The organism is Staphylococcus sp. GDY8P119P (genome assembly GCF_017892075.1).
Classification (GTDB): Bacteria; Bacillota; Bacilli; order Staphylococcales; family Staphylococcaceae; genus Staphylococcus; species Staphylococcus ureilyticus.
In genome coordinates this window covers 173,636-195,128 of record NZ_JAESKJ010000004.1, presented here as the reverse complement: position 1 = coordinate 195,128, position 21,493 = coordinate 173,636, and the positions used below count along the sequence as shown (strand labels likewise).

The 21,493-nt window shown below is 34.1% G+C and carries 19 protein-coding genes; 12 read left to right on the top strand and 7 right to left on the bottom strand.

Annotation, left to right across the window (positions count from 1 at the left end; all coding sequences use genetic code 11):
• Positions 1-801 (top strand): Cof-type HAD-IIB family hydrolase, encoded by an 801-nt coding sequence (locus KA830_RS03710; RefSeq protein ID WP_204180336.1) that lies wholly within the window; start codon positions 1-3, stop codon positions 799-801.
• Positions 802-922: 121 nt separating this feature from the next.
• Positions 923-2,299: an MFS transporter gene (locus KA830_RS03705; protein WP_397610380.1), complete on the top strand. Its 1,377-nt coding sequence runs from the start codon at positions 923-925 to the stop codon at positions 2,297-2,299.
• A gap of 140 nt (positions 2,300-2,439) precedes the next feature.
• Here the strand turns inward: KA830_RS03705 and KA830_RS13880 are convergent.
• Both KA830_RS13880 and KA830_RS03690 read right to left on the bottom strand, forming a co-directional pair.
• Positions 2,440-3,983 (bottom strand): IS3 family transposase gene (locus KA830_RS13880; protein ID WP_481906232.1). Its coding sequence is split into 2 segments (ribosomal slippage): positions 2,440-3,306 and positions 3,309-3,983, totalling 1,542 coding nucleotides; the frame shifts between segments, so codons are not numbered across the junction.
• 250 nt (positions 3,984-4,233) lie between these two features.
• On the bottom strand, positions 4,234-5,139 hold the full coding sequence (locus KA830_RS03690) for a PhzF family phenazine biosynthesis isomerase (protein ID WP_073345423.1): 906 nt from the start codon (positions 5,137-5,139) through the stop codon (positions 4,234-4,236).
• A 598-nt stretch (positions 5,140-5,737) separates the two neighbouring features.
• On the opposite strand from KA830_RS03690, the gene KA830_RS03685 reads away from it, so the two are divergent.
• From KA830_RS03685 to KA830_RS03640, 10 genes are all read left to right on the top strand, one after another.
• A complete protein-coding gene (locus KA830_RS03685) occupies positions 5,738-6,196 on the top strand; it encodes a LytTR family DNA-binding domain-containing protein (protein ID WP_204180338.1) in 459 nt (152 codons plus the stop codon).
• A gap of 20 nt (positions 6,197-6,216) precedes the next feature.
• A complete protein-coding gene (locus tag KA830_RS03680) occupies positions 6,217-6,597 on the top strand; it encodes a DUF3021 domain-containing protein (RefSeq protein WP_103161311.1) in 381 nt (126 codons plus the stop codon).
• A gap of 194 nt (positions 6,598-6,791) precedes the next feature.
• On the top strand, positions 6,792-7,550 hold the full coding sequence (locus KA830_RS03675) for an SDR family oxidoreductase (protein ID WP_204180339.1): 759 nt from the start codon (positions 6,792-6,794) through the stop codon (positions 7,548-7,550).
• 33 nt (positions 7,551-7,583) lie between these two features.
• Positions 7,584-7,904: a hypothetical protein gene (locus KA830_RS03670; protein ID WP_046207146.1), complete on the top strand. Its 321-nt coding sequence runs from the start codon at positions 7,584-7,586 to the stop codon at positions 7,902-7,904.
• Between the two features lie 45 nt (positions 7,905-7,949).
• Positions 7,950-8,297: a MerR family transcriptional regulator gene (locus tag KA830_RS03665; protein WP_046207145.1), complete on the top strand. Its 348-nt coding sequence runs from the start codon at positions 7,950-7,952 to the stop codon at positions 8,295-8,297.
• A 399-nt stretch (positions 8,298-8,696) separates the two neighbouring features.
• The gene (fadX, locus tag KA830_RS03660) at positions 8,697-10,271 is read left to right on the top strand and encodes a fatty acid degradation protein FadX (protein WP_204196303.1); all 1,575 of its coding nucleotides are present in this window, start codon (positions 8,697-8,699) and stop codon (positions 10,269-10,271) included.
• Positions 10,272-10,289: 18 nt separating this feature from the next.
• Positions 10,290-11,816, top strand: coding sequence for a long-chain-fatty-acid--CoA ligase FadD (fadD, locus tag KA830_RS03655; protein ID WP_204180341.1), 1,527 nt, complete (start codon positions 10,290-10,292; stop codon positions 11,814-11,816).
• A gap of 72 nt (positions 11,817-11,888) precedes the next feature.
• The gene (gene fadE / locus KA830_RS03650) at positions 11,889-13,097 is read left to right on the top strand and encodes an acyl-CoA dehydrogenase FadE (protein WP_046207142.1); all 1,209 of its coding nucleotides are present in this window, start codon (positions 11,889-11,891) and stop codon (positions 13,095-13,097) included.
• Between the two features lie 44 nt (positions 13,098-13,141).
• Positions 13,142-15,397, top strand: coding sequence for a 3-hydroxyacyl-CoA dehydrogenase/crotonase FadB (fadB, locus tag KA830_RS03645; protein ID WP_204180342.1), 2,256 nt, complete (start codon positions 13,142-13,144; stop codon positions 15,395-15,397).
• 34 nt (positions 15,398-15,431) lie between these two features.
• Positions 15,432-16,616, top strand: a complete 1,185-nt coding sequence (locus tag KA830_RS03640) for a thiolase family protein (protein WP_046207140.1) — start codon at positions 15,432-15,434, stop codon at positions 16,614-16,616.
• A gap of 204 nt (positions 16,617-16,820) precedes the next feature.
• Here the strand turns inward: KA830_RS03640 and KA830_RS03635 are convergent, their stop codons facing one another.
• The 5 genes from KA830_RS03635 to KA830_RS03615 form a co-directional block, all read right to left on the bottom strand.
• Positions 16,821-17,279, bottom strand: coding sequence for a DUF4188 domain-containing protein (locus tag KA830_RS03635; RefSeq protein WP_046207139.1), 459 nt, complete (start codon positions 17,277-17,279; stop codon positions 16,821-16,823).
• Positions 17,272-17,742 carry a DUF3021 domain-containing protein gene (locus KA830_RS03630; RefSeq protein ID WP_046207138.1) on the bottom strand — a complete coding sequence of 157 codons (471 nt, stop codon included), beginning with the start codon at positions 17,740-17,742 and terminating at the stop codon, positions 17,272-17,274. Before KA830_RS03630 ends, KA830_RS03635 begins: the two co-directional genes overlap by 8 nt.
• Positions 17,739-18,179, bottom strand: a complete 441-nt coding sequence (locus KA830_RS03625) for a LytTR family DNA-binding domain-containing protein (protein ID WP_052722064.1) — start codon at positions 18,177-18,179, stop codon at positions 17,739-17,741. The genes KA830_RS03630 and KA830_RS03625 overlap by 4 nt, the downstream gene beginning before the upstream one ends.
• Positions 18,180-18,394: 215 nt before the next feature.
• Positions 18,395-20,296 carry a diflavin oxidoreductase gene (locus KA830_RS03620; RefSeq protein ID WP_204180343.1) on the bottom strand — a complete coding sequence of 634 codons (1,902 nt, stop codon included), beginning with the start codon at positions 20,294-20,296 and terminating at the stop codon, positions 18,395-18,397.
• 445 nt (positions 20,297-20,741) lie between these two features.
• Positions 20,742-21,482 (bottom strand): cyclase family protein, encoded by a 741-nt coding sequence (locus tag KA830_RS03615; protein WP_064209688.1) that lies wholly within the window; start codon positions 21,480-21,482, stop codon positions 20,742-20,744.
• Between the last annotated feature and the right edge of the window lie 11 nt (positions 21,483-21,493).

The following is a 21,493-nucleotide window of genomic DNA, read 5'->3' as shown; positions in this document are numbered from 1 at the left end:
ATGAATATTAAACTGATTGTCGTGGACATGGATGGCACATTTTTAACTGATGATAGCCAATTTAATTACGAGACTTTTCAATTGTTAAAAGAAAATTGTGCAAATCAAGATATTCGCTTTGTCTTTTGTACTGGTAAGCAATGTGAGCGTGTAGAAACGATTGTAGATGATCTCGCAACGAATACATTTATTGTAGGCGACAGTGCAACACGAATTAAATACAATGGGGATTTTATTTACAATGCAGTGATAGAAAATCAAAAAGCAAAAGAAATTATTGATACGATAAGAGCAATTGATGATACACAAACCATTTTGGCTTGTTCGAAAACCGGTGCATACGTGTTAGACAATATTTCTGAATCAGAGAAAAGGCACGTGCTTGGTTCTTATCAACATGTGCACTATATTAAAGATTATAACGATATTGAAGATGATTTATTGAAAATTACTGTTCATGACGCAAGTGCTCACTGTAAAGAGACTGCCGACCGTCTAAAACATTTTGAAAAAGATGTTTATATCGTAGCTTCAGATGAATCATGGATTGACATTGCAGACTTGGGCGTGAATAAAGGAACTACAATTAATCGAATTCAGAATTTACTTCAAATTACACCTTCAGAAACTATTGCATTTGGTGATGGGTATAATGATTTAGATTTATTTAAAGCGGCGAAATATAAAGTCGCTATGGATAATGCTTATCCTGAATTAAAAAAAGAGGCAAATTTAATTGCAATTAATAATAATGAAGATGGTGTTGTACAAACTTTAAACTTACTTTTAGGATTTAAATAAAAGTAGATTTTTATATGAATTGGAAAAATAGTAAGAATTCATAAAATAAATTGTACTTTGTATGATAATATCTATCTAGTGCGTATTTTTATATGCAATATTTAGATGAGGAGGTTCATGCATCGTGAGTACAAAGCAACAATCAAACAACAAATTGATTTTAGCTATTGTGTTAAGTGTGTTAACGTATTGGCTTTTTGCTCAATCGTTTATTAATATATCTACACAGGTTCAACATACCTATCAAACAACGCCAGGTGTTGTTAACTTATCTGTCAGTTTAGCATCATTTGCTACTGGTATTTTTATGGTCGGTGCAGGTGACGTTTCTGATAAAATTGGAAAACTAAAAATGACTTATATTGGTATCATTTTTAGTATTTTAGGTTCATTACTTATTATTGTGTCTAGTGTGACAGCGTTCTTATTGGTAGGACGTATGTTGCAAGGGCTTTCGGCGGCTATTTTACTTCCTTCTACCGTAGGCGTGATTAATGAGCAATTTAAAGGTAAAGAAATGCGTAGAGCATTTAGCTACTTGATGATCGGTAGCGTTGGTGGTATCGGTTTAGCATCGATGGTTGGGGGATTGATAGCGACATATGTCAATTGGCAATCTAACTTTATCATCTCTATCATTATTTCAATTATTGCATTTTGGTTATTGTGGGGAACAGAAGAAGTAGAAAAAGAAAAAATTGACACAAGACCATTTGACTATATTGGGATGTTTTTATTTGCAGTTTTAATAGGAAGTATTACATTGTTTGCCACACAAGGGTTTGAACAAGGTTGGTTCAGTACCTTTTCAATTACATGTTTTGTGATTTTTATAATTTCTACAGTTATTTTTATATTCTTTGAAAGGCAAAAACATGCACCGTTCATTGATTTTTCATTGTTCCGAAACCGTGGTTTTGTTGGTTCTTCAATGATCAATGTTGTACTCAATTCTGGCATAGGTACGACGACAGTATTTAATATGTATGCGCAGACAGAATTAGGATTAAACGCCTTTCAAGCAGGACTTGTGACTGTTCCTTATGTCATTATGGCAGTTGTGATGATCCGTTTAGGAGAAAAATTATCCTTACGTTTTGGAGGCAAGCCACTGTTATTGGTAGGACCACTATTTCCAGCAATAGGAATTATGTTTATCAGTTTAACTGTATTACCAACAGATTGGTATGTAGGCATTGTCGTGTTTGGATTTGTCATTTGTGCTATAGGAAATGGCTTATGTGCTACACCAGGAATTACAGTTGCAATTTTAACAATTCCTGATGAAAAAGTTGGTTTAGCTTCAGGTATCTACAAAATGTGTGCGACACTAGGTGGTGCGCTAGGCATTGCGCTTAACACAACTATTTTTGCAGCAGTGCAAGTCAACCATAGTGCTAGTGTAGCTGCGACGACTTCATTTTTAACAGGCTTATTGATTATGATTATAGGTGTGATTTTGACTCAAATCATCATTCCTAAAAATGTAAAGGCTTAAGCATATATTGAAATTCATTAATAAATGATACCGCGCTATAAATCTCATATTTAAAATAAGGACTAATCCGTAAGATAATTGAACTGCACCCTGTCAAGTAGACAGTGAAAAAAAACAAAATGTTTATGGCTACCTTATATTTACGATATAAGGGTAGCCATTTTTAATGTTATTCTTTCTTGATTAAAAAATTCTATATATGAATTAATTGCTTTTATTGCTGTAGCCTTGTCTTTAAAAATCACTTTTTTTCTTCCTCTAAACAATTCACTTTTAATAGTTCCCCATACTCCTTCCATAGGTCCATTATCTATGCAACATCCTGGTCGTGACATACTTTGTTTTATACCAAGTTGCTCTAACGTAACTTTAAATAATCTGCTTGTATATTGATATCCTCTGTCGCTATGCAAGAGTATACCTTCGGTATTCGGCACAAGTTTGACTGCTTTTTTGAGCGTATCTAATACAAATTTATTGTTATTTGAGGTACTTAATTTATGACTGATAATCTGTTTGCTGCCTAAGTCATAAATAGCACTTAAGTAAAGTTTTTTACCATTGCTGAGTTTGAATTCTGTAACGTCAGTTAACCATTTTTTATTTGGGATTTGTTCTTCAAATTTTCTATTTAATATATTATGTGCTGTAATTTCAGGTGTTGTTTTAATATATCGTTTTCTTTTAGGGCGGATAGTAGATTTTAGATTAAGTTGATTCATCAATCTATAGACACGTTTATGATTTACTTTTTGATGTAGTTTAAGTCTTAAATATATGTATATACGACGATATCCATATATGCCTTTGTATTTATTGTAGATATCAACGATATCTTTGATTAATTTTTGGTTTTCAATTTCTTTATTTGATGGTTTGCGATGTAACCATTTATAGTAACTTGAACGTGATATCTTTAATACTGAACATAACCAAGCTATCGGATAAAGGTTTTTAAATGCTTTTACCGTTTGGTATGATGCTTTTTGTCTGATGCCTGTTTCATCAACTTCCTTTCTATTTCTTCTTCCTTTTTTAAAACGTCATTTTCCATTTGAAGAAATTTATTTTTCTCTTTAAGTATCTTAATTTCAGCTTTTAATGCCTCTTCAGGTGTTAATACAGACTGGGGTTTCCCTTTTCCACGTCCATCTTTAAGTCCATCATACCCATGCAAGTTGTCCTTTTTTACCCAGTTATATACTTGGCTATAATTTATGTTAAAATGATTTGCTGTTGTCTTATACGATTGGCCATGATTCATATAATAATCAACGATTTCTACACGATCTTCAAATGTTAATGATTTATATTTCAATTGATACACCTCGGGTTTTGGAGAATATGTTTTTAATATTTTACCCGATAAATACTTTGAAATCCATTTGTTTACAGTTGAAGTAGTGGGGATATTATATTTAACTACTAAATCAGTTAAAGATAGGCCATCATTTATATATTCGTGCACAACTTTAAGCTTAAATTCATTTGAGTAGGTATTATTTCTCTGAATTGGTAAAAGCACCTTTATTCCATGCTTCTTAAATTTATAATAGTTAATCAATAATGTTCTAGGAGAACAATTTAAATTTAATTTTTGAATTACATTTTTCATACTATATCCTTCTTCATATAAGCTGAAAGCTTTTTGGTAAGTTTCAGGTGATAATTTTCTATGAGTCATAAAAAAACTCCCTTCAAAGTTTACATTTTTAAGTGTCTACTTTGAAGGGAGCATATCATAATCATGGATTGGTCCTTTTATATTGCCGTTATTATGAATTTGATATACATGTTTAATCAGCGAACGGTTTAAACTTTTTAACTACTTAACCGATTAGTTACAGTTGTTGATGCTTATTTTACATTATTTATAATGCGAACTTTATAGCTATCACTAAGTCAATTACATATATTTATTAAGTTGATTTCAATTAAGAATCAGTTAAATGAACAATAAATGTTTTAACGCTAACGGCTGTTCCAGTTATTTTTATATCCAATTCATTGTCATTAAAAGTAACGCTAACCTTCACCTTACCGTTTTTACCAATTTCTTGACCTTGTTCAACGATAAGATTGAGTGGATGGTCTGAATTGTTATGTATGTATTTAACAAAGTAAGCCCCCATAACTCCAGAAGCTGTTCCAGTAACTGGATCCTCTGTTGTTCCAGAGAAAGGTGAAGAAAAATGACGTGCATGCATATTAGCATCTGGATGATATGTTTCAAAACAAAATGGATGAATAGACACGTTAGGCTTTTCGCTTAATATAGAAGGGAATTGGTCATTGTTGGGTTTCATTTTCTGACAAACAGCTAGACTTGTCACTGGAACCAGAAGTGTCCAAACGCCTGTACTTCCATATAAAACTGGTAAATTATCGACGATATCTTCTTCTTCGATACTTAGTGCATGAGCTAAATCTTTATTAGAGCCATTGAATGTCTCAAATTGTGGTGTGGCATGTTGCATAGTGATATATATTTGGTCATTATGAGATACATTCATTCCGATAGCTAAAATGCCTGCTTTAGTTTCAATTGTAATTTCGTTTTTATTTTTTAGTAATTGTTTTTCTTTTAAAGCATAAATCGTGGCAATTGTTGCATGACCACAAAGGTCCATTTCATGGCCTGGCGTGAAGAAACGTATTCTAAGGTCTGCCTTATCAGATTTAACAGGAAATGCAGTTTCATTAAAGCCAATTTTTGATGCAATTTCTTGCATTTCCCAATCTGTTAAATTTTCTGTATCCAATACAACGCCAGCAGGGTTCCCTTTATTGGCTTCTATACTGAATGAGTCATAATGATAAACCTGCACGGATTTAACCATTTCATTCCTCCTGATTTTTAAATTCTCTATAAGTTGTAGAACAATTTACATGAGTTTGTTTAGCAATTTTACTTGTAGCTATTATTTTAAAAGAATTTTAATTGATTTATCAACTTTATTATCTCTTTATATAGAGGTTATGATGCTTTTTAGCCTTTATATTAAACTTTGACTTATCATTTTTTTACTGCTTGTACGCATATAAAATAGTTTTTAGTTAATCATTAGGTGTTATGTCGCGTTGTTTATGTATGGATTCCTCTACGTAATGATGAATAAAATTAGTCGAATAAGACACATTCCAACCTCCCTTACTATTTTCAGTAATGAGGGGTTTTTGTGAATTAAACACAGCTATTGTTTTATAAGTGGATTATTACATTTTGATGGGTAAGAATACAAAATTATGTGTTCCGCAATAGACATAACTATTATTGATATTATTAAAAAGGAAACTATGAATGGAATTAGAAAAAGAGTTTGAATTTTATAATTATGTTTTCAACCGGTTACGTTATATTGGTGACCTCTTACGATAAAAGTACTGACAAAATAGCTGAGAATTATATAGTATAAGTAAAAAGAGGGGGGCGGTACTATGGAAAGTGACGTACGAGTTCATCTGAAAATAGACGAAGTTCGCACTATAACAGAAGTAAACATCAATACTTTTGATAGAAAAACAGGTGAAAGTTTATTAGAACACATTAATAATTTCACATTTTCAAATATAGATAAACTAGGGATTAAAACATCAGAAGGTATATTCATGATCATTAAATCAGATATCATGTTTGCTGAAATATTTGATAAAGAAATCACAATTACGACAACAGAAAAAGAACTTACAACACGTATGGCTTTAAGTACATTACAACATAAGTTGGCCGGCGCTTTCTTTATAAAAATATCTAAATCATCAATTATTAATGTTCATTTTATAAAGAAAGTTAATCCATCCTTCTCAGGTAATCTAATAGCTACACTTACGAATGGCAAGAAAGTGTCTATATCTCGAAGATACGTCAAAAATTTAAATAAAGCATTAGGCATATAACATATAAGGAGAGGATTATAATGAAAAGAACCTTAAAAGAAATGTTACAAGGTGTCGGATTTAGCAGTAGCATCACGATTATCTTTCTCGCAGCTAATCACATGAGCATTGGTTTTGGTGATGTATTAGGAATATATTTCTTTGGAGCTGTTTGTGGCTTATTATCTAGTATTTATGTAGTAGAAAGTATACCTTTATTACTGCAATTATTCATTCATTTAAGTGGTAGTGTTATTTCATTTATTGTTGTAGCTTATCTTAATCATTGGTTACCGATGGAGGTTTCCACAGTGGTTTCATCAATTACTATATTTGTGATTATTTTTCTAATATTATGGTTATTATTTTTTATTAATAATCTACTACACAGTAAAAAAGTTAACGCGCAACTAAAAAAGTAAGGAGATGAAGGTTGCCAGCAAATAACGATATAAAAGCCAACAGAACAAAGTAATATCATCATTTTACTTCACATACAGCACATTCTAATGAAACAAAGACGCCACTAAAAATATTAGCATTTTTCAGCAATCACTTGCTTGATATCGCGCTCTAAGGTTTACGATTGAATTATATTCAAAGGAGGTTATATAATATGGGTAAATTTGATAGTCTACAGGACAAAGTTGTAGTTATTGCTGGTGGTGCTAAGAACCTTGGTGGCTTATTAAGCACTACTTACGCTAAAGAAGGTGCTAAATTAGTAATCCATCACCATGATGAAAATTCTTTAGATGATGCAAAAGCGACACTTACAAAAGTTGAAAATCTGGGTGGAGAAGGTACATTATTTTCTGGTGATTTGACCAAGGTTAGCAATGTCAAAGCTTTATTTCAGCATGCTGAAGCAACGTTTGGAAAAGTAGATATTGCAATAAATACTGTTGGAAAAGTGCTTAAAAAACCTATTTCAGAAACGACTGAAGAAGAATTTGATAGCATGGCGGACATCAACGCAAAGTCAGCTTATTTCTTTATTAAATATGCTGAAAAATCTATGAATGATCATGGTAAAATCATCACTTTAGCCACTGCGTTGCTTGCTGCATACACAGGCTTTTATTCAACTTATGCTGGAGGCAAATCGCCTGTTGAGCATTATACACGTGCAGCCTCAGCAGAGTTTATGGATAGAGGCATCTCAGTAAACGCGGTCGCTCCTGGACCAATGGACACACCATTCTTCTACCCACAGGAAAGCGAAGATGCTGTAGCATTCCATAAATCTCAAGCGCTTCATAACCAACTTACAAAAATAGAAGACATCGCGCCGATTATTACTTTCTTAACTTTAGATGGATGGTGGATCAACGGTCAAACATTATTTGCAAATGGTGGTTATACGACTCGCTAGTTTACTTTTTAATCATAAGGAGGTCATTTTGATATGTATTACTTTTTAGCAATATTTAAAGGGAAAGAAACAGATATCAAAATTATTACAGAAGCCAAGGTAATAGATGAAAAGAATGTATCTGTGCCAAGTCATAATTACGTTAAAGCATTAGCCGAAGAGATTATTGAGCTATCGCATCAAAATAATTTATTCCATAATGATATTAAAAGTATTGGTTTAAGTATAGATAATCCTGAACACATTGGTTATAACAGTGTGGCGTCATTAAAACATGATATGACATCAACATTTGGATTTGAAGCTATCATTGACAATGACTATGAAGAATTGCTAGTTCAACTTATGAAATAGACAAAAAGGTGACTTTATAAGGTCACCTTTTTTAGGAGGTAAATTATGCAAGTCAAACAAGTTGCCGATAATTTAGGTATCAGTGAACACACCATTCGATATTATGATAAAGCAGGGCTCTTTCCTTTTGTTCAGAGAAATAAGAATGGCTATAGAGATTTTTCAGAAGAAGACTTATATTGGATTGAATTTATAAAATGTATGCGCCAGACACATATGCCCATATCAAAGTTAAAAGAAATTGCGGAGTTATATCATCAAGGCAGTGACACAAAAACGAAGCGAAAAAATATATTTTTGGAACATCAAAAAAATTTAATTGAACAAAAAAAGATTATAGACCAAGGGCTTCAAACATTAGAAGAAAAATTTAAATTGTTGGAGAATGAATAGATAAAAGCACAGTGCGAGTGGTAGCAGCAAGTGAAATACAAAAGACTGTTTCCTTTTTTATAGTACCCTACAACAGAAAATGTAATGAATACGTCTGGGACAAAGCAATGATGTCCCAGATTTTTTATTGTCCTCGGATATATCCTTTTTTTGATAAAACATTTTGTCTGCCTGGTTCTCTTTCAATGATTTTCATATTTTCCTTCACACACTTCCGAAACCGTCATAGCAGATGTTGTGTATATTTTCACAATTCACTATAATCGTAAAATTTAAAATTTTTGCATAAATTTCAAAAATAATGGTATATTACATGTAAGGGCTTACATACATGAAGAAAGGAGATATTTATCACTCAATATTTTATTAGTTGGATTAAACATAGATAGGAGAAACTGTATGAAAATTATTCCATTTTCAGATTTGAAAGACATCGTAAAAGAAGGTGATGTTATAGCTCTGGCAGCCTTATCTACAGCAAATTTACCAGCTGAGATACTTAAAACGTTAGTCGAACAATATGATGAGGATCAATCACTTAATAATTTAACGTTCATGCTTGCTAATGATATTAGTGACTATAGAGGTGACAGTTATGATTTAGATTCATTCGTTTCAAGGGGTATGGTTAAACGATTAATCACGAGTATTATTACTGGTTCACCAGCAACGATTCAAGCAATGCAGAACAATGAAATAGAGGCTTATTTCCTTCCTCAAGGTGTTATAACCACACATTATCGAGGAAGTACGGAAGCTTTTCCAGGACCGATTACTAAAATTGGTTTAAATACAAATGTGGATCCACGCTATTCTGGTGGAAAAGTCAATACATGTACGACTGAGGATTTGGTTTCTTTAATAAATATCAATGATGACACTTATTTGAAATATCAGTTTCCAGAAATTGATGTAGCTATACTAAGAGGTACATATGCTGATGAAGCAGGCAATATTTATATGAAGCATGAGACACACTTAGGAGAAGGTTTTAGTTTAGCAGCAGCTACGCATAAAAATAAGGGAAAGGTCATTGTTCAAGTGAAAGAAGTGATTCAAAGTGGTCGTTTCAATCCAAATGAAGTGTTTATACCTGGCAAATTAGTAGATTATATTGTAGTGAACCGTGATCCAAAATATCATAGACAAGTGATTCAAACGTACTATGATCCGGCACTTTCAGGACATTATCAAATTACAGAGATGCGAGAACCATATATAGAATTGAACACTCGAAAAGTAATTTTGAGACGTGCTGCTCAATTTTTACTTCAAGGTGATGTCATCAGTATTGGTTTTGGCATAAATAATGAGTTATCCAATGTTTTAACTGAAGAAGGGGTTAATAATTTAGTACAGCCCAATATAGATACAGGCGTGTTTGGTGGTTTGATTAGCAGCGGAAAATATTTTGGTATGAACTATAACTTAAGTGCACGTATGAGACACGATATGACTTGGGATTTCATTTATAACGGAGGCGTTGATATAGCCTTTCTAAGCTTTGCTCAAGTAGATTCCAAGGGTAATGTAAATGTCTCAAAATTTGGCAATAAAATGAATGGCTGTGGTGGGTTTATCGACATAAGTCAAACGGTAAAAACAATTGTCTTTTCCGGTTCATTAGTTGTCGGGGGTCAACTAAGTTATGAACAGCGCAAGGTTAATGTAGAACAAGAAGGTCACATACCAAAATTTATCAATGAAATTGATAATATTGATTTCAATGTTGAAAATGCGTTTTTGCTTGAACAAGAGATTTACTTTGTCACCGAAAGGGCTGTATTTGAACTCACACAACAGGGATTAATGCTCATTGAAATAGCTCCTGGTCTTGATTTAGAGCGAGATATTCTAGCAAATATGGAATTCAAGCCGCTCATTGCAACGCATTTGAAAGAAATAAATAGCGATATTTATCAAGATAAGTGGGGAGGATTGTCTGATGCAATAAAGTCGGATTATCGTATTTAAACTAAGGGGGAGAAAAATATGAACTACGACTGGATTAAAACAAGAGCGACATTTGATGATGAAAAAGCCGCAGTGATTGACCCATTCAAAGGCACAGAATGGACTTATCAAGATTTAAATATTCGTGCAGAAAATTTAGCTAATCATTTACAAGATCAAGGTGTAAAACGTGGCGATGTCGTCGGTATATTTACACCTAATGACGTAGCATTATTAGATTTGATGTTCGCTTCATTTAAATTGGGGGCTGTATACTTACCAATTAACTGGCGTTTGAAAACACAGGAAATAAAAAGTGTGATTGCAGATTCAAATGTCAAACTCATTTTTTACGCTGAGAAGCATGTCTCAAGTTTAGAAGGTATTGCAGATGACTTACTGCACATGGATATTGACTCAAAAGTATATGATGATATAGTAGATCCTTCGCAACACCGTCCTTTCAATACTGTTAATGTGGAAGGAAACGATTTAGCATCGTTAATGTATACAAGCGGTACAACGGGATTACCTAAAGGAGTTATGTTTTCATACGATTCTTTTGTAAATAATCCAATCAATATTGCACTGACTTATAAAATTAATTCGACATATACAACAATTATTTCCACACCAATGTTCCATGTCTTAGGATTTAACGATTTGACGCTGCCTTTATTAATGGCTGGAGGCACTCTGATATTACAGCGTTATTTTAATGGCGAAGCGCTAAATGATTTAATGGCTCAGTACAAACCAAATTATTTAATTCAGATTCCAACGATGTATTATGCCATGTTGGTAGCAGAAAATTTCGACTTAAAAAACTTTGAAAGTATCGATTTCTTAATTCAAGGTGGTTCATCACCTTTACCAATGGTGCAAAAGAAATTTAATAGTTTAGGCTATTCAATTATTAACGGTTATGGCTTAACTGAAGCACCGCTCGTAATGGTCAATACACCGGAAAATGGTGCGCAGAAACCAGGCAGTATTGGTAAACCAGTCATGTTTATGGATATATGCATATTCGATGATAACTTTGAAGAGGTAGAAGTTGGTGAAATCGGTGAACTTGGCGTTCGTGGTAATAATATAACACCTGGTTATTGGAACAAACCGGAAGAAACTGCAAAAACATTTCATGGCGAATATTTCTTAACAGGCGATTTAGCAAAAATAGACGAAGATGGTGATGTCTATATCGTTGATCGTCGTAAAGAAATGATTATTACTGGTGGTGAGAATGTCCTACCTTCCGAAGTGGAAACGGTATTAGCAGAACACCCACTCGTAGCTCAAGGGGTTGTCGTTGGATATGATAGTCCTAAATATGGTGAATCAGTTGCTGCAGCAGTTGTGCTTACCGAAGATGATCCGGATTTTGAAGCAAAATTAGATGCGCATATGCGTGAAAATATTGCTGGTTATAAAATACCGAGATTATATTTGAAATTGACACACATGCCATTGAACTCTACATCAAAAGCAGACAAATTAGAACTTCAGAAATACATGAATGAGAAAGCTCAACAAGAAGCCAAAGGTGTTGACGATTTGAATTAAAATAAAATGCTGAAAAGCACAAAATTTTTTTACTATAAATGTAAGCGCTATCAAAAAATGGAGGTTTTAATTATGCCAACAAAAGAAGAAACACTAAAAGCATTGTACCCAGAAGATATTTTAAGTATTGGAAAAGATTTAACGGAAGGCGAAGTGAAATTATTAAAACAATTGAATGATATGTTAGAAGAAAAATATCGTGATTCTGTGAATGAACATTGGTTAAATGCCACTGAGCCAGAAGGTTATTTTGACGAGTTAGGAAAACTTAACTATTTTAATAATCCATTGCTGTTTGAAGGTCGTGAAGGCGCCCGTACACCGAGTCAAATGTTCCAGTTTTTCATGTCATATACGATTGCAAGATTTGATGTATCTTTAGCAACATTGTTAGGTGTGCATCAAGGATTAGGACATAATTCATTTTGGTTTGGCGGTAGTAAAGAACAACAGGCCTATTATCTACCCAAGTTACAATCACATGAATTACGTACTTGTTTTGCGCTGACAGAACCAGAACATGGCTCTGATGTCGCAGGAGGGTTAGAAACAACTGCAAAACGTCAAGGCGATGAATGGATTATTAACGGAGAAAAGAAATGGATTGGTGGAGCAAATGTTTCAGATGTCATGCCAGTCTATGCCGTAGATGTTGAAACTGGCAAACCGAAAGGATTTATAATTGAGCCAAGTCAAGAAGGCGTAGAAATTGAACTGTTAGAACATAAAATTGCACTAAGAATCGTACCTAATGCAAAAATTCGTTTGAAAAATGTTGTCGTTAAAGAAGAACAGCGTTTACAAAATATCAATAGCTTTAAAGATATCGCGAAAGTTTTATATTCAACACGTGCAGGTGTGGCTTATATGGCGACAGGTGCAATGGCTGGCGCATTGAAAGCAACGACAGATTACGTAACAAAACGTAAACAATTCGGTAAAGAAATTAGTAAATTCCAACTTATTCAAGAAAAATTGGCAATGATGCAAGGAAACTTAGCACAAGCCATGGCTACATGTGCACAGCTCGCACGTATGCAAGCTAACGGTGAATATGATGAAGTAGCGACTTCAACAGCTAAGATGATGAATTCATTAAGATTGAGAGAGACTGTAGCCATGGGTCGTGGTGTTCATGGTGGTAACGGTATATTAGCTGGAGAATATGATATCGCTCGTTTCTTTGCAGATGCAGAAGCAATATACACATACGAAGGTACACACGAAGTCAATGCATTAGTTATCGGTAGAGCAATTACAGGAGATTCCGCATTTATATAAAGATTTATGTGTAAGATGTTAATGAAAAAATTGGAGGGTTTAGTATGACGATAAGAAAAGCAACAGTGCTAGGTGCAGGAACAATGGGTAGTCAAATTGCTGCACTACTTGTAAATGCAGGCTTAAAAGTTAAATTATTGGATATTGTCATTGATGAAAATGATCCTAACAAAATCTCGAAAAAGGCTTATGAAGCAATTACAAATCCTAAACGTCCACAACTGTTTGATTTATCATTTGCCTCAAACTTATCATACGGTAATTTCAATGAAGATTTACAAGATGATGATGCAGATATATATATTGAGGCGGTTAAAGAAGAAGTGGACATAAAGCATCAAATTTGGGATCAAGTTAAAAAAGTAGCGAATAATGATGCAGTGTTTGCAACAAATACTTCAGGTATTCCAATTGAAGCAATTGCAGAGGTATTTGATGATAGTGATAAAGAAAGATTTTTCGGTATGCACTTCTTCAATCCACCTAGAATCATGAAATTAGTGGAAATTATCCCCAATAAACAAACACATTCAGCGGTTGTTGAACGGGTACAAACCTTTGCAGAAGATGTATTAGGTAAAGGGGTAATTGTAGCAAATGATGTACCTGGTTTTGTTGCCAATAGAGTTGGCACACAAACAATGAATGATATTATGTATCGCGCAGAACAGCAAGGTTTCTCTATTACTGATGTTGATGCATTAACTGGTCGCAGTATTGGTCGACCTAAAATGGGCACATATGGGCTGTCTGATTTAGTAGGATTAGATATTGCTATGGCTGTAATCAAAGGATTGCAAAAAATTCCAGAAGAGCAACCATTCTTCAAAGATGTAACACTTTCTGAAAAATTAGCCGAAAATGGTGCACTCGGAAATAAAACAAAACAAGGGTTTTATAAAAAAGTAAATAAACAACGTTATGTTTATGATGAACAGCAAAATGACTACGTTGAGCCAAAACAGCCACAACTAGAAATTTTAGGTCATTTTAGTAAAGACCTTGCCTCAAATTTAGATGTTATCTTTAATGCACAAGATGATGCAGGTGTATTCTTATGGGAAACATTGAGAAATAATTTCTATTATTCAGCATTGAATGTACCCAAAGCTGCGGAAGATTTTAAAGATATTGACCGCGCATTAGTTTGGGGATTTAACTGGAAATTAGGACCATTCCAATTATGGGATTTAATGGGATATGAACGTGTTAAATCTCGTATGAAAGAAGAATTAGGTCAGTTACCAGATTGGATTGAGCAACGCAACGAACCGTTTTATGCTGAAGGTGAATCTATTGAACGCGTGACACCTGTAACAGCTTATATCGATTCAGAATTGTGGGATAGATCCGATTCTAATTTATCTATAGCAAATAAAGATCAATTATTATTAAAATTACAAAGTAAAAATAATGTCATTTCAAATAGCTTTTTATCTGACTTATTAGAAGCAATTGATAAGCTTGAAAATGAAGACTTCACGAGCATGGTGATTTACGCAAGTGGTAACAACTTTAGTGTAGGTGCTAATTTATATCAAATGAAGAAAGCACATGAAGACGGGAAAGTGGTTTCTGAAGTAGGTGAAGCGGTCGAACAATTACACCATGTATTTGCGAGACTAAAACATGTGTTGAAACCTGTTGTAACAGCTGTTCAAGGACGTGCATTAGGAGGCGGTTGTGAACTTGTATTACATTCACCAATTGTTGTAGCGGCGAGTGAGTCTTACATTGGCCTTGTAGAAACAGGTGTAGGTTTATTGCCAGCAGGTGGCGGACTAGCAGAACTAACAGATCGTATTATGCGTACAAATCATAAAAAAGATGATAAACAAGCGTCTATTACCAATATTTTAATGCAAATTGGCTTTGCTAAAGTATCTACAAACGCTTATGAAGCAAAAAGATATGGCTATTTAAAAGAAACAGATACAGTTATTTTAAATACCGAAAGACGTATTGAAATTGCATTGAAACGTGCGCGCTATGAATCTGAAGCGAATTATGTACCACTTCCAAAAACTCAATATATCGCTTTAGGTCGAGACTTTAAAGCGTTAGCGGAAGGTCAATTAGATGCACAGCGTGTGGGTCACTTTATTAGTGATTACGATTATGAAATAACATTGAAGATTGCAGAAGTACTAAGTGGTGGAGATGTTCCACGTAACACCTATGTAAATCAAAGATATTTACAAAAACTTGAAAAAGAAAGATTTTTAGAATTACTTCAAAATAAAAAAACATACGATAGAATTTCTCACATGTTAGAAAAAGGAAAACCGCTACGCAACTAATAATCGAACATTATAGAGGAAAGGGTGAAACTAAATGCGAGACGCGTATATAGTAGCTTATGGACGTTCAGCAGCTGGTAAAGCAAAAAATGGTGCAATGACTCATGAAAGACCTGATGAAGTAGCTGCAAAAGTATTGAAAGGTGTTTTAGAAAGAGTTGGAGGTTCATTTGAACCTAGTATGGTTGAAGATGTCATTGTTGGGAATTCATTTCCAGAAGGCTTGCAAGGACAAAATATTGCTAGAACAATCGCCTTATTAGCAGGGATGCCAAATGAAGTACCTGGTCAAACAGTCAATCGTTATTGTTCTTCAGGCTTACAAACAATTGCACATGCAGCAAATCAAATTATAGCGGACCAAGCAGACATTCTAGTTGCTGGAGGTATTGAACTTATGAGTGCGGTACCGATGGGGGGCAATGAGCCAACCAATAACCCGATACTGCAAGACGAAGATTCTGGTGTATCTTATCCAATGGGGTTAACTGCAGAAATGGTGGCTGACACTTACAAGGTTTCTAGAGAAGATCAAGATGCCTATGCAGTACAAAGTCATGCCCGTGCTGCTAAAGCACAAGCAGAAGGTAAATTTGAAGATGAAATTATTCCGATTGAAGTGAATAAAGTGGATTATGATGAAAATGGTCCGGTCGTATCGCAGGCAGTATTTAAAGATGATGAATTGATTAGACCAGATACGAATCAAGAAGCATTATCTAAATTACCCACTGTTTTTAAGGCGGATGGCACAGTGACTGCAGGCTCCTCGGCACCCTTAACTGACGGTTCAGGCTTTGTAGTAGTAATGTCAGGTGAAAAGGTAAAGGAATTAGGCGTAGAACCAATTGCGAGATTCGTAGGTTTTAAAGCAGTTGGTGTAGATCCTAAATTGATGGGGATTGGACCTGCTTATGCAATTCCTGAAGTGTTAAAACAGGCAAACTTGAATGTAGATGATATTGATTTAGTAGAGTTGAATGAAGCATTTGCATCTCAAACAATCGCTTCAATGAGAGAGACAGGTTTAGATGCTCAAAAGACGAATGTTAACGGCGGAGCAATTGCCTTAGGTCATCCATTGGGTGCTACGGGTGCGATGTTGGTTGGCAGATTACTTTCAGAAATGAAAAAACGCCCGGATACACAATATGGTATGGTAACGATGTGTATTGGTGTAGGTATGGGTGCTGCCGGTATCTTTGAATATGTAAGATAATAGTTTAGTAATTAGCTAGTAAAGTAATAAAACACTGAAATAACTATATTCTGTTAGGAATGAGTATAGACAATGCATATGCTCCCTTCAAAGTGACATTTAAAAAATGAAACTTGAAGGGAGCTTTTCTATGCTGAAAACTATTTTAGTATATGTTCATCGCATATAAAGTGATAAGGCAGGATGAGCATTGATAGGTCAGGTTTATGAGCGTAAGCGTTGCTTTGCTGTGTGTGTAGCTTTGGTTACTTTTTCGTTATTACGTGCTTTTCCTAGACCAAAATCGGGCATGTTAATATAAATATTTTCATATTGATTCGCATCGACATTATAAGTCTCATGATAAAAACCTACAGCATCATTTTGCTTAAGTTCTTTCATAAAACGTCGCCATGCTTTTAAGTGTACCGGCATTTTTGAATAAGAAAGTAATTTTTCATTAGATTCCCAATATTGAACAATCATCACACCACGATATTTAAATAGCATTTCAAAAGATAAACATCCCAGCGTTTTATCTTTTGATAATTCTCTGAGCATAGGTGGCATAGCTAAGAGTACAGGTAACCATTTATGAATTTTATACCATTTATTTATACGAAGTCCTATTAGAAAAACTGTGACTGAGGCATTGGGTATTACAGTGTATCTCCCTTTATTCATGTTTTTCACCCTTTCTTTTTGAAAGCATAGCGTTAATTTCATTGATATCGTTTTGATTACGTTTCGCTTCTATTGACCAAATGATAAAATAGACAATTGTATAGATAATGATAAAAGATACTAAAGCTGAAACTTTAAGTGGAAACCATCCCGCTAGTATTGCTAAAGGGAGCATGATAACGAACATTAGGGTGAAGTGCACAGATGTTTTAAATAATAATGATTTTCTAGAACTTGAAAATATGAGTGCTCCAAAACTAAATGTAATACCAATTAATGCCCAGATGATAACTGCGATAAACATTGTTTGTAATTCGCTTAAATATTGAAAGTATAAATGACCCATTGTTGAGACAGGGGAGACTGGATGAAATGAAGTATGTGAAAAAACAACTGAAAAAAATAAAGAAATGATAACTCCAATAGCAATACCTGTGATTGCGCCGTGTAATAAGCGTTTCATAATTTTAAAGCCTCCTTGATTAATGGTAAATACCTTCTTGATGAATAAGTGAAATCATTATTAGTAAAACGAATTTCAATTGTGCCATTTTTATTGAGTTTCAAATAATCAATATAATTAATATTTATTATTTCAGATTTAGAGATTTGTAGAAAATAGGTGTTGATTTGAGATTTGATTTCGTATAGTCGCTGATTCATTGTAAATTGTTTGTCTGCGGTAATCATAGTAAGAATTTTATTTTCTATGCGAAAGGAAATAATATCTTCTTGTTTTATAAAGTGCGTTTCCCCTTTATATTTTCCGGGAAATAACTTCGTTTTGGCTAATTTGTTAATATAGTTTACAATGTCATTCACGTGCTCAGTGTGTTCATTGACTTCAATGATTACTTGATTGTTGTCTAAATGCTGATTATATATTACCTTCACATCCATGCTCAGTTCGCCTCCTTCTTATTGATAAGTAAAACAAATAAATGATTTGATTACCATACAAAATAGGTAAGTGGTTGTAATATTATTCTAAACGGCATTTTTAACAGCAATTTAGTATAAAAAAACCACCTCCGTGCGATTATCTGAAAAATAATCGCTGAGGTGGTTGTAGGATTCATATCAATGTAATGATGATGCAGTGATTGGCTCAACTATTAATAAACATCACGTTGATATCTTTGATTTTTAATTAGTTCTGTTAAATAATCTTCTGCTTGTGCTTGATTAAAGTTACCATGCTGAATGAGTACATTGACAAAAGATTGGTGTACTCCTTTTGCCATCTCTTCTTTGTCACCGCAAAGATAAATGGTTGCACCATTTGTTAACCATTGATAAAAATCTTCCCCATTTTCTTCAATTCGGTGTTGAACATAGATTTTATTTTCTGTATCTCTTGAAAATGCTAAATCTAGTTTACTAAGCACGCCTTGGTCAAGCCATGACTCTAAATCATTGCGATATAGGAAATCTGCATCAATATTTTGATTTCCAAATATGAGCCATTGGTTACCTTTCAATCCTAAATGCGCTCTTTGTTGGAGATAAGCTCTGTAAGGCGCAATGCCAGTACCTGCACCAATCATAATGACTGGTGTTTGTTCATCGTAAGGGAATTTAAAATTAGGGTTCTTTTTAAGGTAAACAGGTAATTTATCACCTAATTGTGTACGATCTGCGAGTTGTACAGAACATACGCCATGACGTTCACGATGATGTGCGTCATATTTAACTACGCGTACAGTGATATGGACGGTATGTGGATTTACTTGATTACTGCTAGCAATAGAGTATTCTCTTGGCGGCAATTTTCTCAATAAGTCTTTTAACATATCAGGTGACAGCGCGACAGGTGTAAAATCTTTAATTAAATCAATAAAATCTCTGCCATAAATATAATCTTGTACCCATTCGTTGTTTTGAACATTTGCATTTAGCATAGGATTTCCAAATAATGCAGCTGCATTATTTAATATAGATGGTGTTAATTTAGCAATTTCAAATTCATTCGTAAGTGCATCCTGTATAGTGGTACTATTACCGCTATTGTCTATGTCTATTGTTGTTGTGCCATCCCAATCCAATGTTTGGATTACTTCTTCTACAAGTTCTGGGTTGTTTTGAGGGATAATTACTAAGCTGTCTCCAGGTTCGTAGGCTTCGCCATACCCTTCTATAGATAATTCAAGATGTCTGACTTCACGGGTAGCAGTTGGTTCAGTTAACACACTATTTTTGATGATTTCAGCATAAAATGGATGTGTTTTTGAATAAGTTGCTTGCGGTTCTTCGACAACGACATCTTCATCTTTAGGTTCATTATTTGAACTACCAGGAGACATTTGAGACAAAAGTTCAAGCATGTCAATAATCCATTGCTCAGATACTTCTTCAAAATCAAAATCACATTCAACGCGATCAGCTAATCGATGACCACCTAAATCACCTAAGATTTTATCGAAATCTTTGCCTGCTTGACAGAAATCAGGATAGTCTTGGTCACCTAATGCGAGCACTGAGAAGTTTAAATGACTTAAATCAGGTGCCTCGTCACTATGGAGGTAGTCATAAAAATCCAACGCATTAATCGGAGGTTCTCCTACACCATGCGTTGAAGTAATGATAAACACATGGTTAACTTTTGATAAGTCCTCTTGAGGAAAATCATCCATTTCCCAAGTATGAACTGTAAAATCATGTTCTTTTAATTTTGTTTCAAATTCATCAGCAATTTCTTCAGCATTGCCTGTTTCTGTTCCAAATAAAATGTTTACTTCTATAGGCTCATCCGTAGATATTGTCGAATGCGTCGTATCTTCTGTTGGTACTTCTGAATTAGTTGTGTTAATGGACGATGTTAATTCAGCTGTTGCGTTTGCGTGTTCAGATGTTTCAGGATGATCGGTATATTGCGATGGGTCACCTTCATCTGTAGAAGCATTAAGCAAATAGCCACTTAACCAAGACTGTTGATTTGATGACAGTGTTGGCATAAGTTGTTGTATAAGTTCCAATTGATTTTCATCAAAAGGGGAATTTGATTTATTTAATTCCAAAAAGGTCACCTCGTATTGTATTAAAAATTTATAGTAAAGCATGCACAATAACACGCTATTTATAAAATAGAATTTAATTGAAGTATAACATTGATTTTAATTTTTTAAATGATAGAGATTATCATCTATTAAAAATCCAACTTATGACCTATGTATTTATTCCATAAAAGTGGGACGGGATAGAAATCAAAAATTGTATTTGATATCAAATTCCCGCCCCAGTTAAGTTGGTAATATGTTGGTGTCTATAAACAGTTAATGATAATTGTTTGTGTAACGTTATTTCAAATAGTTACGTATCAACATAATCATATTTTAGAATTTATTGTCTATTTATAAAAGAGATATATGAATATAAGAAGTGCTCAATTTCTTATATATGATAATGGCTAGGTTTTATAAGTTTCATATTATTGAAGCGAAATGGACCGTTTCGCTTATGGTTTTAAGGTTTGATAGCAAAGGCACGTACTGGAAATCCAGGTGCTTTGTTTGGTTTTGGACTGATAGCATAAATAATGGCGCCTCGTGTAGGCAGTTGATCTAAATTTGTTAGTAACTCAAGTTGGTAGGTATCTTGACCTAATACGTAACGTTCACCGACAATATCACCATTTTTGACAACATCTACTGAAGCATCTGTATCAAACGTTTCATGACCGATAGATTGGACTTGTCTATCTTCAAGTAAATATTGTAAGGCATCCAAGCCCCAACCAGGTAAGTGTAGTTGTCCTTCTGCATCTTTATTTTCAAAATGTTCAATATCTGGCCAACGTTTGGACCAATCACTGCGAAACGCAACAAATGTGCCAGGTTCGATTGAACCATGTTCAGTTTCCCATTGTTTAATATGATCACGCGTTAAAATAAAGTCAGCATCAGCTGCCACTTCTTGTGAAAAGTCTAAAACAACTAATGGTAATACGAGTTCTTTTAGATCAATTTCATGAAGATAGCGCGTTTTTTCGACAAAATGTATCGGGGCATCTATGTGCGTCCCATACTGAGTCACAATATTCCAGTTTTGGACATAGAAACCATCGTCGGCAACATTAAATAGTGTAGAAACTTTTGCGCGTTCAAATTCACTAAAACACGGAATTGTTTCATCAAAAGTATGGGTTAAGTCTACCCATGTTGCAGTTTTTAATTGTTCTAACTGTTCCCATAGTGGATATGTCATTGGTATCACCT